Origin of the sequence: Youhaiella tibetensis (assembly GCF_008000755.1) — a bacterium.
Classification (GTDB): Bacteria; Pseudomonadota; Alphaproteobacteria; order Rhizobiales; family Devosiaceae; genus Paradevosia; species Paradevosia tibetensis.
In genome coordinates, this window is record NZ_CP041690.1 from 2,259,262 (window position 1) to 2,278,594 (window position 19,333).

The window sequence follows — 19,333 nt, forward strand, 5'->3', positions numbered from 1 at the left end:
GTTAGAGCGGTGGCAGATCGCCACCCGCCCATCCGGCGCGCGTGGCTTCCGCATATTCGGAAAACGTCCCGGCTTCGATAGCGGCCCGGGCACCGGCTACAAGTTCTTGATAATAGGCAAGGTTGATCTGCGAAAGGATCATCGCGCCTAAAATCTCTTCGGTCTTCACCAGATGGTGGAGATAGGCTCGCGAAAAGCGCCGGCAATTGCGGTTGGGCGACTGCTCGTCCACCGGGCGCGCATCATCCTTATGCCGGGCATTCTTCATGTTGATGACGCCGAAGCGCGTGTAGATGTGCCCGTGCCGGCCGGCGCGGGTCGGGTGCACGCAGTCGAACATGTCGATGCCGCGCTCGATGGCGCCCAGGATGTCGTCGGGCTTGCCGACGCCCATCAGGTAGCGCGGACGGTCCGAGGGCAGAAGCGGGCAGACGCCGGACAGCACCTCGAACATCACTTCCTGCGGCTCGCCCACCGCAAGGCCACCCACCGCATAGCCGTCGAAGCCGATCGACTGCAGGCCGGCGGCCGACTTGGCGCGGAGCCGCAGGTCGTCGCCGCCCTGGACGATGCCGAAAAGCGCGCGATTGGCCTGATTGTTGAACGCGGTCTTGGACCGGTCGGCCCATCGCAGCGAAAGCTCCATGGCCCGCTCGATCTCGCGCGTCTCGCTGGGCAGCGGAATGCACTCGTCGAGCTGCATGATGATGTCGCTGTCGAGCAGCGTCTGGATCTCGATGGAGCGCTCAGGCGTGAGTGAATAGGCCGAGCCGTCGATATGGGAACGGAAGGTGACGCCCTTCTCGTCGAGCTTGCGCAGCTTGGCCAGCGACATCACCTGGAACCCGCCGCTGTCGGTCAGAATGGGGCGCTCCCAATCCATGAAGGTGTGAAGCCCACCCAGCGACGCGACGCGCTCCGCTCCCGGCCGCAGCATCAGATGGTAGGTGTTGCCCAGAAGGATATCCGCCCCGGTCTCGCGCACCTGTTCGGGATACATGGCCTTGACGGTGCCAGCCGTACCGACCGGCATGAATGCCGGGGTCTGGATGTCGCCGCGAGGGGTGTCGATGCGCCCGCGCCGGGCATTGCCGTCGGTGGCGAGGAGGGAGAAATTGACCTGCTTCATGGGCGGCGTTCTACCGGTTTGCTCTGGCGCGGACAACGGTGCAACTCACCGGATCGACTCGATGGCCGTGCTGGCCAGCTCGAACGCCCCGAAGAGAGCGGCGGCGGCAACAGTGAGGCCAAGCAGGCAGACGACGAGCCCGGCCAGAAGTCCGACGCCGTCGCGATTGAGCATCGAAAAGCTCATGATGCAGAGCCCGACATTGGGAATGGCGTTGATGAAAGGGATCGGGATGGTCATCACTACGCTGATCGCCATCACGAAGATGCCGAACGGAATGGTCGCGGCCGCCCCGGTGAGCCACTTGAGCCGGGGCCGGGAGAAGCGCGCCGCATAGCGCGCGGCGACGGCCACGCGTTCGCTCAGCTTGATCAGCAGGCTGAGCGGGAGCTTGCGGTCGCCGATCAGGGCCGGAAGCCGGATGGGCCAGCCGAAGATCATCGCCAGCGCGATGCCAAAGGTCGTCCAGGCGATGGTGCCGCCGAAACCGGGCGGCCCGGGCAGCATGTTGAGCAGGGTGAAAAGCAGGATCAGCAACCGGTGCGAGCTACGCCCCATGACATCGATCAGGCGCGAGAAGGTCAGGTTGGGATCGTCGCTCGCCTCCAGCCGCTGCAAGGCAGCGACCATGCGGTCGGTGTAGCGCTCGACGGGACTGCGCGAAACCCCGCCCGCCCCGTCCGCGCTCACTGGTTCGTCCCGGCGTCCGATGGCAGGTCGGCGCGGAACAGCAGCGAGGAATCGCCGTAGGAATAGAAGCGATAGTGGTTTTCGATCGCATGCCGATAGGCGGCGTGCATCGTCTCGAACCCGGCGAACGCACTCACCAGCATGAACAGCGTCGAGCGCGGCAGGTGGAAATTCGTCATGAGGACGTCGACCACGCGGAACCGGAAACCGGGCGTGATGAAGATGTCCGTGTCGTCGGAAAAGGGCGCGAGGGTGCCGGTCGCGCGCGCCGCGCTCTCGAGCAGGCGCAGGCTCGTCGTTCCGACGGCTACGATCCGCCCGCCACGGGCCTTGGCGGCGAGAATGCGCGATACCGTATCCTCGTCGATCACGCCCCACTCGGCGTGCATCTTGTGGTCCTTGACGTCATCGACCTTGACCGGAAGGAACGTCCCTGCCCCGACATGGAGCGTCACGCGCTCGAAGGCCACGCCCTTGGCGGCGAGACGTTCGAGAAGTGACTCGGTGAAGTGCAACCCAGCCGTCGGCGCCGCCACTGCCCCGTCGTGGCGGGCATAGACGGTTTGGTAGTCGGACTTGTCGCGCTCCTCGAGGTCGCGCTTGGCCCCGATATAGGGCGGCAGCGGCATCGCGCCATGCGATTTGATGGCTTCATCGAGCTCGGCGCCGGACAGGTCGAAGGTGAGCGTAACCTCCCCTCCCTCTCCCTTTTCCGAGAGCGTAGCCAGCAGCGGCTCCTGCTCGCCATTGCCCAGTTCAAGCCGATCGCCTTCGGCGAGCCGCTTGGCGGGGCGCGCAAAGGCCTTCCAGGTGCGCGCGTCCACGCGCTTGTGGAGGTTGAAGGCAACGGACGAGCGGTTCTCGCCACGCACGCGGATGCCGCGCAGATCGGCCGGCAGCACCTTGGTATCGTTGGCCACCAGCACGTCGCCCGGCTGCAGGATGTCGACGAGATCAGTGACGACGCGATCTTCCATACCCCTCCCCGGCTCGACCACCAGCATCCGCGCGGAATCGCGGGGCTCGGCCGGGTGAAGGGCGATCAGGTCGTTGGGGAGCTCGAAATCGAAATCGTCTACGCGCATCGGGAACCGTGCAGGACGCGGGCACGGCGTGCCGCGTCGAAGAAATGCAATGGCGCGGGCCGTAAAGCCCACGCCATCAACAGCGCCGCGTCAACCGCGGCGCGCATCATCAGGCGATGTCGGCAGCGACCTTGACCGACACCATCTTGTCCGGATCCTGAACGGGCTCGCCGCGCTTGATCTGGTCGACATTTTCCATGCCCTCGATGACCTTGCCCCAGACCGTGTACTGGCGGTCGAGGAAACGGGCATCGTCGAACACGATGAAGAACTGCGAGTTGGCGCTGTTCGGGTTCTGGGCGCGGGCCATCGAAACCGCACCGCGAACGTGCGGCTCGGCATTGAATTCCTGCTTGAGGTCCGGGTACTTGGAGCCGCCCATACCGGTGCCGGTCGGATCACCGGTCTGCGCCATGAAGCCGTCGATCACGCGATGGAACACCACCCCGTCATAGAAGCCTTCACGGGCGAGCTTCTTGATGTGCTCTACGTGGTTGGGAGCCAGGTCCGGTCGCATCTGAATGACGACGTTGCCTTTGGTGGTCTCGATGACCAGGGTATTTTCGGGATCGGCGTAATCGGCCATGAGAGATCTCCTGAAGGTTCGGGGTTACTTGTATTCGATCTTTGCGGAAATGATCTTGTCCGGATCGGTGACAGCGCCGTTATCGGCCTGCGAACCCTTCTTGATATTGTCCACGAACTCCATGCCCGCAACCACCTTGCCGAAAACGGTGTACTGACCGTTCAGGTGCGGCGCGTCGGCGAACATGATGAAGAACTGCGAATTGGCGCTGTTCGGGTCCTGCGTGCGCGCCGCGCCGATGACACCACGAACGAACGGCTCGCTCGAGAATTCGGCCGGTAGGTCGGGAAGATCCGAGCCCCCCATGCCGGTGCCGGTCGGATCGCCGGTCTGCGCCATGAAGCCGTCGATCACGCGATGGAAGACGATGCCATCGTAAAAGCCCTTCTCGGTGAGCGTGACGATGCGCTCGACATGCTTGGGCGCCAGGTTCGGCAGCAGCTCGATATCGACGGTGCCGTCCTTGAGCTGCAGCATCAGGTGCGGGGTGCCGGTCTGCTGGGCCTGGGCTGCCTGGGGCACGCCCAGCGCGCTGGCGATGACCGCCACGAAGGCGAATGCAAGAATGCCGATGAAGCGATCGACGCGCGGAAAGGCAGCAGCGCTCATTTGTTTTTCAGGGCCTTAAGAACGATTGCGGGAACGAAAGCGGCAATGTCACCGCCCAGTTGGGCGATCTGACGCACAAGTGTGGCGGAGATGTGCCGGACATGCGGACTGGAGGGCACAAAAACCGTCTGGAGGTCGGGCGCCATCTGGGCGTTCATCCCGACCATCTGCATTTCGTAGTTGTAGTCGGTGGTGTCGCGCAGGCCACGGATGACCAGCTTGGCCCCCGCCTCGCGCGCCGCCAGGACCATGACGCCATCGAACTCGATGACGTCGATGACGGTGTCGGTACGCTTTCCGATGGGATCCACGGTCTGGCGCAACAGCTCCATGCGATCCTCGTGGGCGAAAAGCGGCGCCTTTGAATGATGGGTGCCAACGGCGACTACCAGCCTGTCGACCAGCTTGCAGGCCCGTTCGATGACGTCGAGGTGCCCATTGGTGACCGGATCGAACGAGCCCGGATAAAAGCCGACAAGCCGCGACATTGACGTCCCCCGCCTGGTTTTTCGTTGTTGGGCGGGTTGTGTCACGCCTGATGCTGCAAGGCAAGCCAGAGGGCCGCCCCGATCAGGATCGCTCCGGCCGCACGATTGACCTGCAACGCCAACTGGCCCGTCAGCAGATGCCGGGCCCGCGAGGCGATCACGATATAGCCTGTATCGGTGATGAGCGCGGCGCCCATCTCGATCAGCCCCAACACCAGCACCTGCGGCCAGGCCGGATGCATCGGGTTGACGAACTGTGGCAGGAAGGCCCCGAAGAACAGGAACGCCTTTGGATTGCTCCAGAGCACGAAGAAGCCCGATACGACCTGCCGCCAGGCGGTACGCTCGGTGTGTGACTTGTCTACGGAGATCGAGCTCCGCGAGCTCAGATACCCCCAGCCGACCCAGGCGAGATAGGCCGCCCCGCCCAGCTTGATCCAGAAGAAGGACGCGTTGACCGCTGCCGTGACGGCCTCGAGCGCGATCGCCACTAGGATCACCATGGAAAGCCGGCCGACCTGCGCTCCCAGTTCCATGAGCATGCCGGCCTTGAACCCGCGCGCCAGGGCCGTGCTGACGATGGCCGAAACGGTGATGCCCGGGACGATGACGACCACAAAGGCGGCGATAATGAAGGTGGTGAGGCTGGCTAGATCGAACACGGCGAGGTCAAAGCTGATGCTGCATCCAGAGATTGGGTTCGACATAGACCGCCTGGTCACGTTCCACATCGACCGACAGCGGCGCCAGGCCACCATCGAAGGCGTATTCCCCGCTCTGCGGAAACCGCAGGCCCGTCCATTCCTGCCATTGCGCCAACGTGCCTGGAATCACCATCGAGCGGGGTGCAACCTTCACGATGCGCGCGCCCAAACGCCAGTGCTTGCGCACCCAGGGATCGAATGGCGCGCCGTCCGGCAGCTGCCACCCGCAATACTGCGCGAACGACTGCAATTGGTATTGGGCCTTGCGCGTCGGACGGACCGGGGCAACCAGGGCACCAAGCCCCTTGGCCCGCGCCGCTTCTTTCATCGCGCCCAGCATGCGATCGGCAAGATCGGATCCACGCTGGGAGTGCGCAACGACGATCGAGAGAGCCGAAAGAGCATTGGCCTTGCGGCCTGCACGCATGTCGGACACGCCGCCTCCAAGCACTGCGTCCCATCCCTCATCAGGAAGTTCAGTGCCATCCTCCCAAAGGAACGGAATGGCGTTCCCCAGGGCAACCACCACGCCCGCCTCGTCGACGGCAATCGTCTGATAGTCGGCAAGTTGCGGATCGTAGAGCGCCTCCCAGGCCCAGTTCGAGACCGTGTCGTGCTGCATGTAAGGCGGATAGAGCGCGGCGGTAAGCGCTTCGGCGGCGGGCCGCAGGTCGGGCCGCGCCGCCGCGCTCAGGAGTTGGATGCTCAAACTCTCAAGCTCGCTTCTGGAGGGCCAGCCAGACGCCGCCGGCCATGAGGATAACGCCGGAAACGCGATTGAGCAGGCGCACGCGAGCCGTGCTCAGCAGCCCCCGGGCACGGCCCGCAATGATGGCGTAGATGGAATCGGTCGAACCGGCGACGAGCATGAAGAAGAAGCCGAGGACCATGATCTGCGGAAAGGTCGGGCTCTCGACCTTTACGAACTGCGGAATGAAGGCCCCGAAAAAGATCAGCGCCTTGGGATTGGCCCAGATGACGAAGAACCCTTCGAGCACGATGGCCATGAAGGACTTATCTTTGACGGCCTTGGCCGTGCCGAGCTCGCCTTTGCTGCGCAGCATCTTGAAGCCGAGCCAGATCAGATACGCCGCGCCGACCAGCTTGATCCAGTCGAAGGCCCAACCCATGAAACTGACGAGCGCCTCCATCCCGGTCGCCACGACCAGGATCATGGTGACGAGCCCGATTTGCGTACCGAGCACGATGGCAAGACCGGCGAGCGTTCCGCGCGCCAGCGCATTGGCAATGATGACGGTCACGGTCGGCCCCGGCACTATGGCCAGCACGAAACACGCACCGAGATAGGTGATGATGGTCGGCAGATCGAACATGTTTGTCCCCCGCGAGCAAAACGCCCATCAGGAGATATCACTGCCGCACCTTGGTTCGAAACCGGAAAGTGGCGCCGAACCGGCTAATTGAGGCGAACGTCGGTTACCCCGGCCAGGGCCTTGATGCCGCCCGCCACCTCCGCCGTCAGCTTGAAGCTGCCCGGAAGCTTGATCTCGTATTCGCGCGCACCGCCATCGCGCGACACGATGAGCGTCACTGCCCCCTCACCACCCGGCTTGAGCTGGGCGCGAATGGCCGGCAGGCACTTCTCGCTCTCCGGGAACACGGTGAGCTGGCGCCCGAGCTTCTCGGTAGCGCCGTCGATCGATTCCGCCTTGATCAAGCGCAGGCTGATCCCATCCGGGCGCTCGTCCGCCTCGACCTCGAGGATCAGCGAACGACCGGTTTCGAGCACCGAACCATAGAGCGAAATCTGCTCGGAGAACGCGATGCACTCGTAGCCGCCACTCTGATCGGAGAGGTTGAGAATGGCCATTGGCGTGCCCTTGCGCGTCCGTCGGTCCTGCCGCGAGGACAGCGTGCCCGCAATACGCCCCGCCCGCGCCCCTTCCTTGACGGCACGCTCGAAATCGCCCCAGCGCTGCACGCGCAGTTTCTCGAAGAGATCGGTATAGGCGTCGAGCGGGTGAGCCGAGAGATGGAAACCGATGGCCGAGTACTCACGCTCCAGCCGCTCGGCCAGGCTCCAGGGCTCGAACATCTCAGGCAGGATGATCGGCTCAGGCTTGTCGGACGCAAACATGTCCACGATGCCATCGTTGCGGTCAGACGCGACGCGTTGAGCGGTGCCCAGCACGGAGTCGATTGCGGCAAAGGCCTGCTCGCGCCGCGAAACCAGGGAATCGAAGGCGCCGGCATTGACCAGCGTCTCGAGCGTGCGTCGGTTGACGATCTTGGGGTCGACGCGCGTGGCGAAGTCGGCGAGATCCGCGTACGGGCGATCGCCCCGAATCTCTGCGATATGGTCGGCCACCTGCCGGCCGATGCCTTTGACCGCGGCCAGGCCGTAATGGACCTTCTTGTCTCGCACCGAGAAGACCGCCTCGGACTGGTTCACGCACGGAGGCACGATGGTGATGTTGTGGCGCAGGGCCTCGCGCCGGAAATCCGCCAGCTTTTCAGTGAGCCCCATGTCGAGGGTCATCGAGGCTGCAAGGAATTCCTCGGGATAATGGGTCTTGAGGTAGGCCGTCTGATAGGACACCCAGGCGTAGGCGGCCGCGTGGCTCTTGTTGAAGCCGTAGTTGGCGAACTTTGCGAGAAGATCGAAGATCGTATCGGAGAGGGCTTCCGAGACGCCATTCTTGATGGCGCCGTCGCGGAATCGGACGCGCTGGGCGTCCATCTCGGCCTTGATCTTCTTGCCCATGGCTCGGCGGAGCATGTCGGCCTCGCCGAGCGAATAGCCCGAGAGCACCTGGGCGATCTGCATCACCTGCTCCTGGTAGACGATGATTCCGTAGGTTTCATCGAGCACCGAACTGAGGGCCTCGTGCGGGTATTCCACCTGCTCGCGGCCGTGCTTGCGGTCGCAGAAGCTGGGGATGTTATCCATCGGGCCGGGCCGATAGAGCGCGTTCATGGCGATGAGGTCTTCGATGCGGTCGGGCTTGAGGTCGATAAGGGCACGCCGCATGCCCGGACTTTCAAACTGGAAGATACCCGCCGTGTCCCCGCCCGCGTAAAGTTTGTAGGTCGCCTCGTCATCGAGGGGAATCTTGTCGATGTCGAAGGTGCCGTTCTCGCCGTTGATCATCTTGACGGCGTAGCTGATGGTCGTCAGCGTCTTGAGGCCCAGGAAGTCGAACTTCACTAGCCCAGCGGGCTCGACCCACTTGAGGTTGTACTCGGTGACCGGCATGTCCGAGCGCGGATCGCGGTAAAGCGGCACCAACTCCTGGAGCGGGCGGTCGCCGATCACGATGCCGGCAGCATGCGTCGAAGCGTGGCGGAAGAGCCCTTCGAGCGCCTGGCCGATTTCGAGGAGCTGGGAGACGGTTTCGTCCTCGTCGCGCATCGCCCGCAATTGCGGAACTTCGGCGAGGGCACGTTCCAGCGTCCAGGGATCGGCGGGATTGGCCGGAACGAGCTTGCAGATGCGATCCACCTGGCCGTATGGCATCTGCAGTACGCGGCCCACGTCGCGCAGCACAGCGCGCGCCTGAAGCGTACCGAAGGTGATGATCTGGGCCACCTGCTCGGCCCCGTATTTCTGCTGCACGTAACGGATCACCTCTTCGCGGCGATCCTGGCAGAAGTCGATATCGAAGTCGGGCATCGAGACGCGTTCCGGATTGAGGAAGCGCTCGAAGAGCAGGTTGTAGCGGAGCGGGTCGAGGTCGGTGATGGTCGTCGCCCAGGCGACGAGCGAACCGGCGCCCGAACCACGGCCGGGGCCAACGGGTATACCCTGCCCTTTCGCCCACTGGATGAAGTCGGCCACGATGAGGAAGTAGCCGGGAAACTTCATCTTCTGGATGATGCCGAGCTCGAACTCGAGCCGTTCATGATACTGCTCGGCGGTCCAACCCGGCGCCAGGCCGTTGACCTCGAACCGCTTGGCGAGGCCATCACGCGCCATTTTCCCGAGCGCTGCCGCTTCGGCGGCCACGGCCTCATCCTCGCTCACCCCCGGGGCAGCGGCGAACTTGGGCAGGATCGGCCCGCGCGTGCGCGGCCGGTAGCTCGTGCGCTGCGCGATCTCGATGGTGCTGTCGAGCGCCTCGGGGAGATCGGCGAAGAGCTCCATCATCTCGGCGCGCGTCTTGAAATAGTGCTGGTCCGAGAGCTTGCGCCGCTCGGTCTGGGCGAGCACGGTGCCGCCCGCAATCGCCAGCAGCGCGTCATGCGCCTCGAAATCCTTGCGCGACTTGAAGAACGGCTCGTTCGTGGCAACGATCGGAACGCCGCGCTTATAGGCGTAGTCGAGCAGCTGCGGCTCAACGAGCGCCTCGTTGTGGCGTCCGTGGCGCTGCAACTCGATATAGAGCCGGTCGTCGAACAGCTCGCGCAACCGATCGAGCCGCGAATGGGCGTGGGCTTCAAGGCCACTGGCGAAGAAGGGATCGACTGATCCTTCCGGCCCGCCCGTCAGGCAGATGATGCCCTGGAGGTTATCACGATCGAGCCAGCCGATCTTGGCGGCGGCCCTGCCGTTCTCGCCTTCCAGATAAGCGCGGCTGACCAGACGCGAGAGATTGGAGAACCCCTCACCGGTCGCCGCCATGAGCACAACCCCGCCCTTGCCGAAATTGCCGCGTTCGGGCCCGCGATCGTCGGCGGTCCAGAAATCGAGCGCCAGCTCGCACCCGATCAGCGGCTGAATGCCCTTGCTGGTGGCCTTTTCGGAGAGTTCGAGAGCGCCGAAGAGGTTGTTAGTGTCGGCGATGCCGATCGCGGGCTGCTTGTCCTCCTTGGCCAGCTCCAGAATCTTGGCGAGCTGGATGGCCCCTTCGAGAAGGGAAAAGGCCGAGTGGACGTGCAGATGAATGAAACCTGGACCGGGCATGAACGATATTCCGTGTGGACGTATCTTTTACATCCAGGAGGCGCAGAACCAACTGCGCCTCACGATCAATTCACAACCCTCACACGAGTCGGGAGAACACATCCATCCAGGTGAGCGCGGAGATGGTGAAAGCACCCAGGGCGAGAACGGCGAACAGGTCCTTGATGAAACCGATGATCATTTCAAAGCTCCTTTGTTGCTGTTCCGTTCTTATATGTTCTCTATTCGTTCATGTCCAGGAACACGGGTGTTCGCGAGGTTAAAAGGGTAACGAAACGTTAAAATTTGAATCAAATCGGGTGCCCTCCCCGCTGTTCACGCAACGAACAACAGGACCAAAGCGCAAGATGGCCGGAGAGGCCTAGAGGGTGTGCGGAAGCACCAGGCCGTCACGAAGGGTGACGATGCGATCGGCGCGGCGGGCCAGGTCGTGATTGTGGGTTGCGATAAGGGCTGCGGCGCCCTCGTCCCGGATAAGCTGACGCAGCGCCTCGAAGACCAGATCGCTGGTGGCAGGATCGAGATTGCCCGTCGGTTCGTCGGCCAGCACGACGCGGGGATGGTTCGCCGCCGCGCGCGCGATGGCGACGCGTTGCTGCTCGCCGCCCGACAGTTCGGCCGGCCGATGTGCGGCACGCGAGTCCACACCGAGCATCGCCAGGAGTTCGTGACTGCGTTTGTCGGCATCAGCCTGGCTCTTGCCCGCGATCAATTGCGGGATCGAGACGTTTTCGAGGGCCGTGAACTCGGGCAGCAGATGATGGAACTGGTAGACATAGCCGACGGTGGTGCGACGCAGCATGGTGCGCGCGCGGTCGCCCAGATGACTGGTCGGCACGCCCAGGATTTCGACCTCACCCTGCTGGGGCCGCTCGAGCAGGCCCGAGATGTGCAGGAGGGTCGACTTGCCTGCGCCCGAGGGCGCCACAAGCGCCACCAGTTCACCGCCCTTGACCGTCAGGTCGGCGGATTCGAGAACCCGTACGATGGTGTCGCCGTCGCCATAGTGGCGGTGGACACCCCGCAGAACCAGTTGCGTATCACTCATACCGCAGGGCCTCGACCGGATCGTACTGGGCGGCCCTCAGGGCCGGATAAAGCGTCGCCAGGAAGCTGAGCAGCAAAGCCAGCCCCACCACGACCGTTACCTCGAAGGGATCGATCTTGGAGGGAAGCGACGAGAGGAAGAACACTTCCGGCGGGAAGAGCCGCACCCCGATGAGCTCGGAAATGCCGGCGCGCAGCGCCTCGGCATTGGACGCAATCAGCACGCCCGCCACGAACCCGATGAGCGTGCCGATGACCCCGATCGCCGTGCCGGTGATCGAGAAGATGCGCATGATCGAACCGCGCGTGGCCCCCATGGTGCGCAGGACGGCGATGTCGGCGCCCTTGTCCTTCACCAGCATGACGAGGCTGGAAATGATGTTGAATGCCGCCACAAGCACGATCATCGAGAGAATCGTGAACATCACCACCCGCTCGACCTGAAGGGCCGAGAAGAACGTCTCGTTGCGCTGCTGCCAGTCCGAAAGGATCATCGGCCGTATCCCGGGCGTATTCTGCAACCGTTCGCGCATCGTGTTGATGTCGTCGGGGTTGTCGATGAAAATCTCGATGGCGCTTGCCCGATACTGGCGCTCGTAGGCCGCGTCGATCTCCTCGTCCGTCGCCATGGGATCGGGTGGTTCGACCCCTGGCTTGAGGACATCGTCGTACATCTTGAAGTAGTCCTGGGCCAGGTGCATCGGCATGTAGACGTAGAAACTGTCGAACTCGACCATGCCCACGTTGAAGATGACGTTGACGGGGAACGAGCGGATCTGTGGCGTCGTGCCGAAGGGCGTGGTGGCTCCGTTCGGATTGACGATCGTTATGGGATCGCCAATGCCGACGCCGAGCCGTTCGGCAAGCCGATAGCCGATTGCGACACCCTGGGACTGATCCCACTGATCCCATCCGCCCTGCTGGGCGCTCTGGGAGAGCAGCCCGAGCTTCTGGATGTCGGAAAACTCCATGCCGCGCACGGTGGCCCCGGTCGAGGCGTTGGACTGGCTCGAGACCAGGGCCTGCCCCTCGACATAGGCAACGGCATGCCGAACCCCCGGCACGCCCTCGATGAGCTCAACCGTCGGCTTGTAGTCGGTGAACTTCTCTTCGATCGGGTAGGCCGAGAAATGGCCGTTGAGACCGAGGATCTTGGTCAGCAGTTCGTCGCGGAACCCGTTCATGACCGACATGACCACGATGAGCGTGGCGACGCCGATGGCGACGCCTGCCATGGTCAGGGCCGCAATCACCGAGATGAAGGCGTCCTTGCGGCGGGCGCGAAGGTAACGGCCTGCTATCATCCATTCGAAGCGCGAAAAGGCGTTCGTGGATTGCTCGGCGATCTGCGGTGTGGGAGCGTTCAAACCTTGTTCCGCCTTTGCGGTTCGATCAGGCCTCGCAGCCTTTCGACCGCGGCCGCGACCGGCAACGTCTCGCGCTCACCGGTCTTGCGATGCTTGATTTCGACTTCGCCCGACTTGAGGCCGCGCGGCCCCACGATGAGCTGGTAGGGAATGCCGATCAGGTCGGCGGTCGAGAACTTGGCGCCGGCGCCCTGCTCGGTGTCGTCGTAGAGCGCATCCACGCCGGCATTCTGCAGCTCGCCATAGAGCTTCTCGCTGGCGGCGTCCGAATCGGCGTCGCCGGACTTGAGGTTGATCACGACCGCTTCGAAGGGGGCCACGCTGACCGGCCAGATAATGCCGGCCTCGTCGTGGCTCGCCTCGATAATGGCGGGCACCACGCGGGTGGGGCCAATGCCATAGGAACCCATATGCACGGTTACTTCCTTGCCATCGGGACCGGTCACGGTCGCCTTCATGGGCGCGGAATACTTCGTCCCGAAGTAGAAAATATGGCCGACTTCGATACCGCGCGCAGAAACCCGCTTGGCCTCTGGCACTTCCGCCTCGAAGGCGCCCATGTCGACCATCTCTTCGGTCGCCGCATAGAGCGAGGTCCAGTCCGCCACGATGGGCGCCAGGTCACCGCGATAATCGGTGTCGATGGCCGGGATGGGCTTCTCAAGCAGGTCGGCATGGCAGAAGACGGCGCTTTCGCCGGTGTCGGCCAGGATGATGAACTCATGGCTGAGGTCGCCGCCGATCGGGCCGGTGTCTGCACGCATGGGAATGGCGGTGACGCCCAGACGATAGAAGGTGCGCAGATAGGCCACGAACATCCGGTGATAAGCCTTGACCGCGCTCGCCTCGTCCAGGTCGAACGAATAGGCGTCCTTCATGAGGAACTCGCGGCTGCGCATGGTGCCGAAGCGCGGGCGGATCTCGTCACGGAACTTCCACTGCACGTGATAGAGATTGAGCGGCAGGTCCTTGTAGGACTTCACATAGGTCCGGAAGATGTCGGTGATCATCTCCTCGTTGGTGGGACCGTAGAGCATGTCGCGCTCGTTGCGATCCTTGATGCGCAGCATCTCCTTGCCATAGGCGTCGTAACGCCCGCTCTCGCGCCAGAGGTCGGCGGACTGCAGCGTGGGCATGAGCAATTCGATGGCGCCCGAGCGATCCTGCTCCTGCTCGATGATGGCCTTGACCTTCATCAGCACGCGGTAGCCGAGCGGCAGCCAGGAATACATGCCCGACGCCTGCTGGCGGATGAGGCCCGCGCGCAGCATGAGCCGATGGGAAACGATTTCGGCTTCCTTGGGAACCTCGCGAAGAACGGGCAGGAAGTAACGGGAAAGACGCATAACTACTCCGGTTTCGCGGACGTCGATTCGAGGCTTTGGATGGTCCGTAGTCAAATCCTACAAATCACCGCGTTGCAAGCATACAAGCTATGCAGAATCTGCGTGACAGGGGTGTTTTGAGTTGTTAGGGTCCAGCCCCATAAACACAAAGGCGGCGAGAAACCGCCGGACGCCGACAACGTCAAGGGAGGAGCGTTGGCCGCCGCTACGTGCGCGCGTAAGACCGACGTATTGTCGCGAAACTTTCCAAAAGCAGGGCTACGCGCCCTGCTTTTTTTATTGCCTATCAGCGGATTATGGCAGGAATTTTACAGTCCGCTCGAAGAAGCGCCTGCACCGCCTTCACGGAAATGAGAGCACACGTGTGCGCATCGAAACTGAGCGGCGGATGCGTCTCGCGCGGGAGGCTGGCGCCGCTTCAGGTGTGTAGCTGGAAGACCGCGCTACGCGTACCGGCAGCGTGCGGGGAATCGCCGAAATCGGCGACGGAATATTCCGCGATCGGGTGCAGAGCGCCCAGCGGGAGATGGGCCCGAAAAGGATCGCCGACCACGACCTCGACACCCGCCGCCACGCACCGGGCAAGGAAAGGCAGAACACGACCTGCCAGGTCCGGCGCATAAAAGAGGTCGCCCACAAGCACGAGGTCGGCATCGGGCGGATCGCCCGCGATCAGGTCGTCGCCGGTTGAGGCGAGTTCCACCCCGTTAGCGGCGGCGTTGAGCGCGATGGCAGCCAGCCCGTTCCTGTCGACCTCCGCCGCCAGAACAGAGGCCGCGCCAGCCTTGGCCGCGGCAATGCCGACGATTCCCGAGCCGGACCCGAGATCCACGACCCGCCGTTCCCGCACGAGCCCGGGATTGGCCCGGATGTGCCGGACGAGCACCGCTCCCCCGCCCCAGACATAGGCCCAGTACGGAGGACAGGGATCGGCGTCCTCATCGACGGCGCTCTCCAATCGCCGGAGACCGCTGGCGGGATGGGGAGTATAAAGGACGATGTCGGGAAAGGCCGGCACCGGGAGAAGCGCAAGGTTCTCCCGGATGAATGCGGCGACATCCGACGCAGTGCGGCGCGGGGCGTTCTCGATTTCGCTCAAGACGCCCCCGTTTGGCCTAGTGCCAGTAGTGCTGCAGCCAGGGGTTGGAGAGCCCCCAGAGAATGAGGCCCATCACCACGGCCGACACCAGGCTGTTGGCGATGAGGCGCGGCACGAGGCGCGGCAGGACCGGCGCGCCGGGCTCGGTGCCCCGAACCACTTCGCCCGCGTCGATCTGATTGCGCACGCGGAACGGCAGCACTGCGAACAGGCATACCCACCAGATGATGAAGTAAATCGCGATCCAGCTGCCGATCTGCATAAGGCTCTCCTAAACTCGGTGCACGAACACCGTGACGTTCGGCTTGCGGCCCCAGAACGAGTTGACCTCGGCCCGGATGGCGCGATGCAAGGCGCTGTTGAGCATCTCGACATCGCCCCGGCGCTTGGCCGGAACGCTCCGCAAGACGCCCTTGATGGTCTTGTCGACCACCTCGCCGATCGTCTCGTCGTCGTCCTCGACCTCAGGCAGACCTTCTATCACCACCTCGGGGCCCGAAACCACCTGCCCATTGCCGGTGACCGCCAGGCTCACGACTATATGACCGCCGAACGAAAGTCTCCTGCGGCCTTTCACCCCACTCTCCTCGGGCGTGCAGAGCACGAGCCCGTCGAGATAGAGCTCACCGGAGCGAACTTCACCGGGGAAAGACATGGGCTCGGGGAAGAGCCGCACGAGATCGCCGTTGCGGATCTCGAGGACGTTCGGAACGCCATGGTCGCGGCCGAGCTTGGCATGGGCCTGAAGGTGCGCAGCCTCGCCATGCACGGGGACCAGAACCGTCGGCTTGACCCAGTCGTAAAGGCGCTTGAGCTCCTCGCGGCGCGGGTGGCCGGTCGTGTGCACCAGGCCATCGGCCTGCGTGATGACGTCGACGCCGCGGTCGATGAGGCGGTTCTGAATGTCGATGACTTCGCGCTCGTTGCCGGGGATCGCCCAGGACGAGAAGATCACCTGGTCGCCGGCATTGAGGTCGATCGCCGGGTGCTCGCCGCGCGCGATGCGGGCGATGGCCGCACGGGCTTCGCCCTGCGAGCCGGTGCACAGCAGCACGACCTTGTCGCGCGGCAGGCTCTTGTACATGTCCTGGTCGAGGAACGGCGCGATGCCTTCCATCATGCCCAGCTCACGGGCGATGCCGGTGATGCGGTGAAGCGCCCTGCCCGACACCACGACCTGACGTCCGGCCTTCTCGGCCGCGCGGGCGATCGAAATCACGCGTCCCACATTGGAGGCGAAGGTCGTGAGCGCCACGCGATAGGGCGCTGCAGCAATGAGCGCGGCCAGCGTATCGCCGACGATGGATTCGCTCGGGCTCTCGCCGTCCTTGAGCGCATTGGTGCTGTCGCAGATGAGCGCCAGCGGCGGCGCGCCTTCATCGGCGCCGATGCGCTTCAAACGCTCGATGTCGGTCGGCGGGCTGCCGACGGGAGACGGATCGAGCTTCCAGTCGCCGGTGTGAAGCACACGGCCCACCGGCGTGGTGATCAGGAGCGCGCAGCTTTCGGGAATCGAGTGCGCGACGTTGATCGGCTCGATGGTGAACGGGCCGACTTCGAACGGCTTGCCGGTCTGCATCAGGCGCACCGGCACTTCATCGACGATGGCATCGGCGGCGCGCTTGGCGGCCAGCATCGCGGCGGTGAACGCGGTGGCGTAGACCGGCTTCTCGAAGCCCGGCCAAAGGTCGAGCACGGCGCCGTAATGGTCTTCGTGGCTGTGGGTGAGGATCAGCGCCAGCACATCGTCGGCGTTCTCTTCGAGGAACTCCGGGTTGGCCATGATCAACTCGATGCCCGGCAGGTCCGGCCCGCCAAAGCTCACGCCGCAATCGACCACGATCCACTTCCGGCGGTTTGCGGGGCCGAAACCGTAGGCCCCCATGTTCATGCCGATCTCGCCGACGCCCCCAAGGGGGACGAAGACAAGTTCATCGGTCAATGGCTTCTTCATTAGCTATCCAATCCAAAATCGGTCGTGGCGACAGCGGAGTTCCGCTCGCCCGACGCCTACTTGCAATGTCAATTCCGTTACGGCGCGACGCTTGCCGTCGTACCGAAATGGACGTCGCCGGCGGTTATCGCGATGCGCGTGTCGTCATCCGCGCGCACGACCAGCCTGCCGGCGTCGTCTATCGTCTCGAAGATTCCGCGGACGATGTCGCCGTGGCGATTCACCGCCACCGGCGCGCCGATTCCGGCCGCGAAATCGCGCCACTGGCGCAAAACCTCAGGAATGCCCCTGCCCTGGTCCCACAACGCATAGGTATCCACCCACGCCTGGGTCAGGGCCTCGAACACGGCCTGTGCATCCACATCGGCGCCCAGGTCGCGAAGGCTGGTTGCGGGATACGGTGTTCCTTCGGGCGCTGCAACGACGTTGACGCCGCACCCCATCACGATCGCGGTACGGCTATCGGCGAGCTTCTGCGCCTCGAGCAGGATGCCCGAGAGCTTGGCCCCGTCGGCCAGCACGTCGTTGGGCCACTTGAGGGCGATGCGGGCACGTTTGCCGCCCTCGTCGCCATCAGCTCCGTCCAAGCCGGTCTTGAACTTGCCTTGCGGAAGTACCGCCGCCAGCGCGCAGTTGAGCGCGACGCCGGCAACGAAGCCCAGCGTTGCAGCGAAGGTGGGGTCGACATCGGGCACGATCAAGAGGCTGGCCGCCAGATTGCCGTGCGGCGACACCCAGGGACGCCCGCGCCGGCCGCGCCCATCGGTCTGCTGGAGGGCAGCAAACCAGATCGGGCCGCCATCTCCGCCCTGCGCGGCCTTCATTGCCTCGGTATTAGTAGAGCCTACAGTATCAAAACCCCGCAGGCGGTAACCTGCGAGGCTTGCTTTTGCACCGAGCCTGAAGGGCCGGGACACCTTAGAACAGGCTTCCCGACGCCGTGTGGGCCCAGGAGGCGAGCGGCGAACCGAGCGTGAAGTAGTAGGTGACGATAAAGAAACCCGTCACCGCCATCACGGCAGCCAGTTCGCTTGGCACGCGCTCGAACTGGCGCACCGGTTCATCGAAATACATCGTCTTGATCACGCGCAGGTAATAGAAGGCGCTCACCGCCGATGCCAGCACGCCGATGACGGCAAGCACGAAGAGCCTGGCCTCGATCGCCGCCAGGAACACGTGCCACTTGGCGAAGAACCCGGCGAGCGGCGGCAGGCCGATCAGCGAGAACATCAGGATGGCGATGATCGCAGCGACGAAGGGACGGCGCTGGGCCAACCCAGCATAGTCGGAAATCTCCTCGACAGCCTCGCCATCGGCGCGAACCGAAAGCAGAGCCGCAAAGAGGCAGACAGTCATCACGATATAGATGGCCATGTAGATGGCGACGCCCTCCACACCCACCTGCGTCCCCGAGGAGAGGCCGACAAGGGCGAAGCCGATATGGCCGATCGAGGAATAGGCGATCAGTCGCTTCATGTTGCGCTGGCCGATGGCGGCAAACGCGGCGAGCACCATCGAGGCGATCGACAGGAAGATCACGATCTGCTGCCAATCCTGCGAGATTGGCGCGAAGCTTTCGATGACGAGGCGGATGAAGAGCGCCATGGCGGCGACCTTCGGCGCGGTCGCAAAGAACGCGGTTACCGGCGTCGGGGCGCCCTCATAGACGTCGGGCGTCCACATGTGGAACGGCACGGCCGAGATCTTGAAGGCGAGGCCGGCCAGCAGGAACACCACGCCGAAGACGACGCCGATATTGCGTCCGCCCGAGGCAATGACCTGGGTGATCTGGTCGAGCTGAGTGTGGCCGGTGAAGCCATAGATCAGCGAGGCGCCATAGAGCAGCATGCCCGAGGACAGGGCACCAAGCACGAAATACTTGAGGCCCGCTTCAGTCGCCTTCTCGCTGTCACGCTTGATGGCAGCGACGACGTAAAGCGCCAGGCTCTGCAGTTCGAGACCGACATAAAGGCTCATCAGGTCGTTGGCCGACACCATCATCATCATGCCGGCGGTCGCCAGCAGCACGAGGACCGGATACTCGAACTTGTCGAGCCCGTTCTCCTTGTTGGTGGAGAACGACAGGATCAGCGCGAAGGCCGAGCCGCCGAGCACCAGCACCTTCATGTAGCGGGCGAAGCCATCAAGGATGAAGCCGCCCGAGAAGATGATGCCGCCCACCGGCTGCAGGATGACGAGCGCCATCGCAACCAGCAGGACAAGGATCGCCAGCCACGAAAGCACGATCGTGTTGGGCTTCTTGGAGAAGACGCCGAGCAACAGCAGCACCAAGGCACCGGCCGCGACCAGCATTTCCGGGTAGGCCGGAGCGAGGGAAGCGAAGCTCGTGATATCGGAGGTCATC

18 protein-coding genes are annotated in these 19,333 nt (G+C 63.8%); all 18 read right to left on the bottom strand.

The window, feature by feature from the left end; genetic code table 11:
* Position 1: 1 nt before the first annotated feature.
* Positions 2–1,129: a tRNA guanosine(34) transglycosylase Tgt gene (tgt, locus tag FNA67_RS10960; RefSeq protein ID WP_147656054.1), complete on the bottom strand. Its 1,128-nt coding sequence runs from the start codon at positions 1,127–1,129 to the stop codon at positions 2–4.
* A gap of 45 nt (positions 1,130–1,174) precedes the next feature.
* Positions 1,175–1,819: an exopolysaccharide biosynthesis protein gene (locus FNA67_RS10965; RefSeq protein WP_147656055.1), complete on the bottom strand. Its 645-nt coding sequence runs from the start codon at positions 1,817–1,819 to the stop codon at positions 1,175–1,177.
* Complete coding sequence (gene queA / locus FNA67_RS10970; RefSeq protein WP_147656056.1) at positions 1,816–2,904, bottom strand: tRNA preQ1(34) S-adenosylmethionine ribosyltransferase-isomerase QueA; 1,089 nt, start codon at positions 2,902–2,904, stop codon at positions 1,816–1,818. Before queA ends, FNA67_RS10965 begins: the two co-directional genes overlap by 4 nt.
* 109 nt (positions 2,905–3,013) lie before the next feature.
* Entirely contained in the window at positions 3,014–3,490 is a 477-nt protein-coding gene (locus FNA67_RS10975) for a peptidylprolyl isomerase (RefSeq protein ID WP_049705150.1), read from the bottom strand.
* Between the two features lie 24 nt (positions 3,491–3,514).
* Positions 3,515–4,099, bottom strand: coding sequence for a peptidylprolyl isomerase (locus FNA67_RS10980; protein WP_049705151.1), 585 nt, complete (start codon positions 4,097–4,099; stop codon positions 3,515–3,517).
* Positions 4,096–4,587 (bottom strand): pantetheine-phosphate adenylyltransferase, encoded by a 492-nt coding sequence (gene coaD / locus FNA67_RS10985; RefSeq protein ID WP_049705152.1) that lies wholly within the window; start codon positions 4,585–4,587, stop codon positions 4,096–4,098. Before coaD ends, FNA67_RS10980 begins: the two co-directional genes overlap by 4 nt.
* A 41-nt stretch (positions 4,588–4,628) precedes the next feature.
* Entirely contained in the window at positions 4,629–5,249 is a 621-nt protein-coding gene (locus FNA67_RS10990) for a LysE family translocator (RefSeq protein ID WP_170267289.1), read from the bottom strand.
* A gap of 7 nt (positions 5,250–5,256) precedes the next feature.
* Positions 5,257–6,000 carry a hypothetical protein gene (locus FNA67_RS10995; RefSeq protein WP_147656058.1) on the bottom strand — a complete coding sequence of 248 codons (744 nt, stop codon included), beginning with the start codon at positions 5,998–6,000 and terminating at the stop codon, positions 5,257–5,259.
* A gap of 4 nt (positions 6,001–6,004) precedes the next feature.
* Positions 6,005–6,625 carry a LysE family translocator gene (locus FNA67_RS11000; protein WP_147656059.1) on the bottom strand — a complete coding sequence of 207 codons (621 nt, stop codon included), beginning with the start codon at positions 6,623–6,625 and terminating at the stop codon, positions 6,005–6,007.
* A gap of 83 nt (positions 6,626–6,708) precedes the next feature.
* Positions 6,709–10,155 (bottom strand): DNA polymerase III subunit alpha, encoded by a 3,447-nt coding sequence (gene dnaE, locus FNA67_RS11005; RefSeq protein ID WP_147656060.1) that lies wholly within the window; start codon positions 10,153–10,155, stop codon positions 6,709–6,711.
* Positions 10,156–10,516: 361 nt separating this feature from the next.
* Positions 10,517–11,203, bottom strand: coding sequence for an ABC transporter ATP-binding protein (locus FNA67_RS11010; RefSeq protein ID WP_049705157.1), 687 nt, complete (start codon positions 11,201–11,203; stop codon positions 10,517–10,519).
* A complete protein-coding gene (locus FNA67_RS11015; protein ID WP_147658187.1) occupies positions 11,196–12,506 on the bottom strand; it encodes an ABC transporter permease in 1,311 nt (436 codons plus the stop codon). The genes FNA67_RS11010 and FNA67_RS11015 overlap by 8 nt, the downstream gene beginning before the upstream one ends.
* 59 nt (positions 12,507–12,565) lie before the next feature.
* Positions 12,566–13,915, bottom strand: a complete 1,350-nt coding sequence (gene proS, locus FNA67_RS11020) for a proline--tRNA ligase (protein ID WP_147656061.1) — start codon at positions 13,913–13,915, stop codon at positions 12,566–12,568.
* Between the two features lie 418 nt (positions 13,916–14,333).
* Positions 14,334–15,014, bottom strand: coding sequence for a class I SAM-dependent methyltransferase (locus tag FNA67_RS11025; RefSeq protein ID WP_147656062.1), 681 nt, complete (start codon positions 15,012–15,014; stop codon positions 14,334–14,336).
* Between the two features lie 16 nt (positions 15,015–15,030).
* On the bottom strand, positions 15,031–15,276 hold the full coding sequence (locus FNA67_RS11030; RefSeq protein ID WP_049705160.1) for a DUF1467 family protein: 246 nt from the start codon (positions 15,274–15,276) through the stop codon (positions 15,031–15,033).
* A 9-nt stretch (positions 15,277–15,285) separates the two neighbouring features.
* Positions 15,286–16,905: a ribonuclease J gene (locus FNA67_RS11035; RefSeq protein WP_244616670.1), complete on the bottom strand. Its 1,620-nt coding sequence runs from the start codon at positions 16,903–16,905 to the stop codon at positions 15,286–15,288.
* Positions 16,906–17,045: 140 nt separating this feature from the next.
* A complete protein-coding gene (locus tag FNA67_RS11040) occupies positions 17,046–17,792 on the bottom strand; it encodes a biotin--[acetyl-CoA-carboxylase] ligase (RefSeq protein WP_147656064.1) in 747 nt (248 codons plus the stop codon).
* A gap of 94 nt (positions 17,793–17,886) precedes the next feature.
* Entirely contained in the window at positions 17,887–19,332 is a 1,446-nt protein-coding gene (gene nuoN, locus FNA67_RS11045) for an NADH-quinone oxidoreductase subunit NuoN (RefSeq protein WP_049705163.1), read from the bottom strand.
* Between the last annotated feature and the right edge of the window lies 1 nt (position 19,333).

Coding starts and splice junctions, on each gene's coding strand:
- queA (WP_147656056.1), bottom strand. CDS start 2,904: ATGCGCGTAGACGATTTCGATTTCGAGCTCCCCAACGACCTGATCGCC.
- FNA67_RS11040 (WP_147656064.1), bottom strand. CDS start 17,792: ATGAAGGCCGCGCAGGGCGGAGATGGCGGCCCGATCTGGTTTGCTGCC.
- FNA67_RS11035 (WP_244616670.1), bottom strand. CDS start 16,905: ATGAACATGGGGGCCTACGGTTTCGGCCCCGCAAACCGCCGGAAGTGG.
- FNA67_RS11030 (WP_049705160.1), bottom strand. CDS start 15,276: ATGCAGATCGGCAGCTGGATCGCGATTTACTTCATCATCTGGTGGGTA.
- FNA67_RS11015 (WP_147658187.1), bottom strand. CDS start 12,506: ATGATAGCAGGCCGTTACCTTCGCGCCCGCCGCAAGGACGCCTTCATC.
- FNA67_RS10980 (WP_049705151.1), bottom strand. CDS start 4,099: ATGAGCGCTGCTGCCTTTCCGCGCGTCGATCGCTTCATCGGCATTCTT.
- FNA67_RS10975 (WP_049705150.1), bottom strand. CDS start 3,490: ATGGCCGATTACGCCGATCCCGAAAATACCCTGGTCATCGAGACCACC.
- tgt (WP_147656054.1), bottom strand. CDS start 1,129: ATGAAGCAGGTCAATTTCTCCCTCCTCGCCACCGACGGCAATGCCCGG.
- proS (WP_147656061.1), bottom strand. CDS start 13,915: ATGCGTCTTTCCCGTTACTTCCTGCCCGTTCTTCGCGAGGTTCCCAAG.
- coaD (WP_049705152.1), bottom strand. CDS start 4,587: ATGTCGCGGCTTGTCGGCTTTTATCCGGGCTCGTTCGATCCGGTCACC.
- dnaE (WP_147656060.1), bottom strand. CDS start 10,155: ATGCCCGGTCCAGGTTTCATTCATCTGCACGTCCACTCGGCCTTTTCC.
- FNA67_RS11000 (WP_147656059.1), bottom strand. CDS start 6,625: ATGTTCGATCTGCCGACCATCATCACCTATCTCGGTGCGTGTTTCGTG.
- FNA67_RS11010 (WP_049705157.1), bottom strand. CDS start 11,203: ATGAGTGATACGCAACTGGTTCTGCGGGGTGTCCACCGCCACTATGGC.
- nuoN (WP_049705163.1), bottom strand. CDS start 19,332: ATGACCTCCGATATCACGAGCTTCGCTTCCCTCGCTCCGGCCTACCCG.